Genomic DNA, 960 nt, shown 5'->3' with positions numbered 1-960 from the left:
ATCGTGTCTAACACCGAGTACTTTGGCGACGCCATTTATACCTACTCTCTAAAGCAAGGTATTGAAGACGGTTTCTTAGCCCCTTACAAAGTTGTGCGTGTAGATATTGATGTTGATTTGCAAGGTTGGCGACCAACCAAAGGGCAAGTCGATAAGCATGGTGAAGTCATCGAAGACAGGATCTATAACCAGAAAGACTTCGACAGAACTATGGTCATTGATGAGCGAACAGAACTTGTTGCACAGACCATCACCAGCTACCTCAAGCGCACCGACCCGATGGCGAAGACCATTGTGTTCTGTAATGACATTGACCACGCAGAGCGTATGCGTCGAGCACTAATCAACTGCAACCCTGAGCAAGTTGCAAAGAATGAAAAATACGTAATGAAAATCACTGGTGATGATGAAATAGGCAAAGCTCAGCTTGATAACTTCATCAACCCCAAAAAGGCTTACCCTGTTATCGCGACCACCTCAGAACTCATGACAACAGGTGTCGATGCAAAAACTTGCAAACTGGTTGTTCTTGACCAGGGCATTCAGTCGATGACCAAATTTAAGCAGATCATCGGTCGCGGTACTCGTATCGATGATCGTTACGGAAAGCTATGGTTTACCATTCTCGACTTCAAAAAGGCGACTGAACTGTTCGCTGATGAGCGCTTTGATGGTGTCCCTGAGCGAGTTAAAGAGACAAAACCAGAAGACTTCGATACCGATGATGGACTCGATGAGATCATCGATGGTGAGGATGAACTTGAACAAGATGATCCATTTGAAGGGGAAGATATCGACCCTGAAAGCATCCATGAACCAGAGGCTTCATACGGCTCAGGTTCATCCCCTTCTGACGGTAGCAATTCCGATGATGATTGGCAGGATGAAAACCGAGTTAGAAAGTTCCATGTCAACGGTGTAACGGTGAAAGCCATTGCCGAACGTGTTCAATACTACGAT

At 45.6% G+C, this 960-nt stretch carries 1 protein-coding gene; it reads left to right on the top strand.

Annotated elements, in window-relative coordinates; all coding sequences use genetic code 11:
• On the top strand, positions 1-960 hold a 960-nt coding region (locus ACQEXU_RS21935), incomplete at both ends, for a helicase-related protein (protein WP_427012297.1).

This window comes from Vibrio sp. TRT 21S02, from assembly GCF_050113675.1.
Taxonomy (GTDB): domain Bacteria; phylum Pseudomonadota; class Gammaproteobacteria; order Enterobacterales; family Vibrionaceae; genus Vibrio.
The sequence above is the reverse complement of the archived record's forward strand: the minus strand, read 5'-3'. Positions and strand labels throughout refer to the sequence as shown.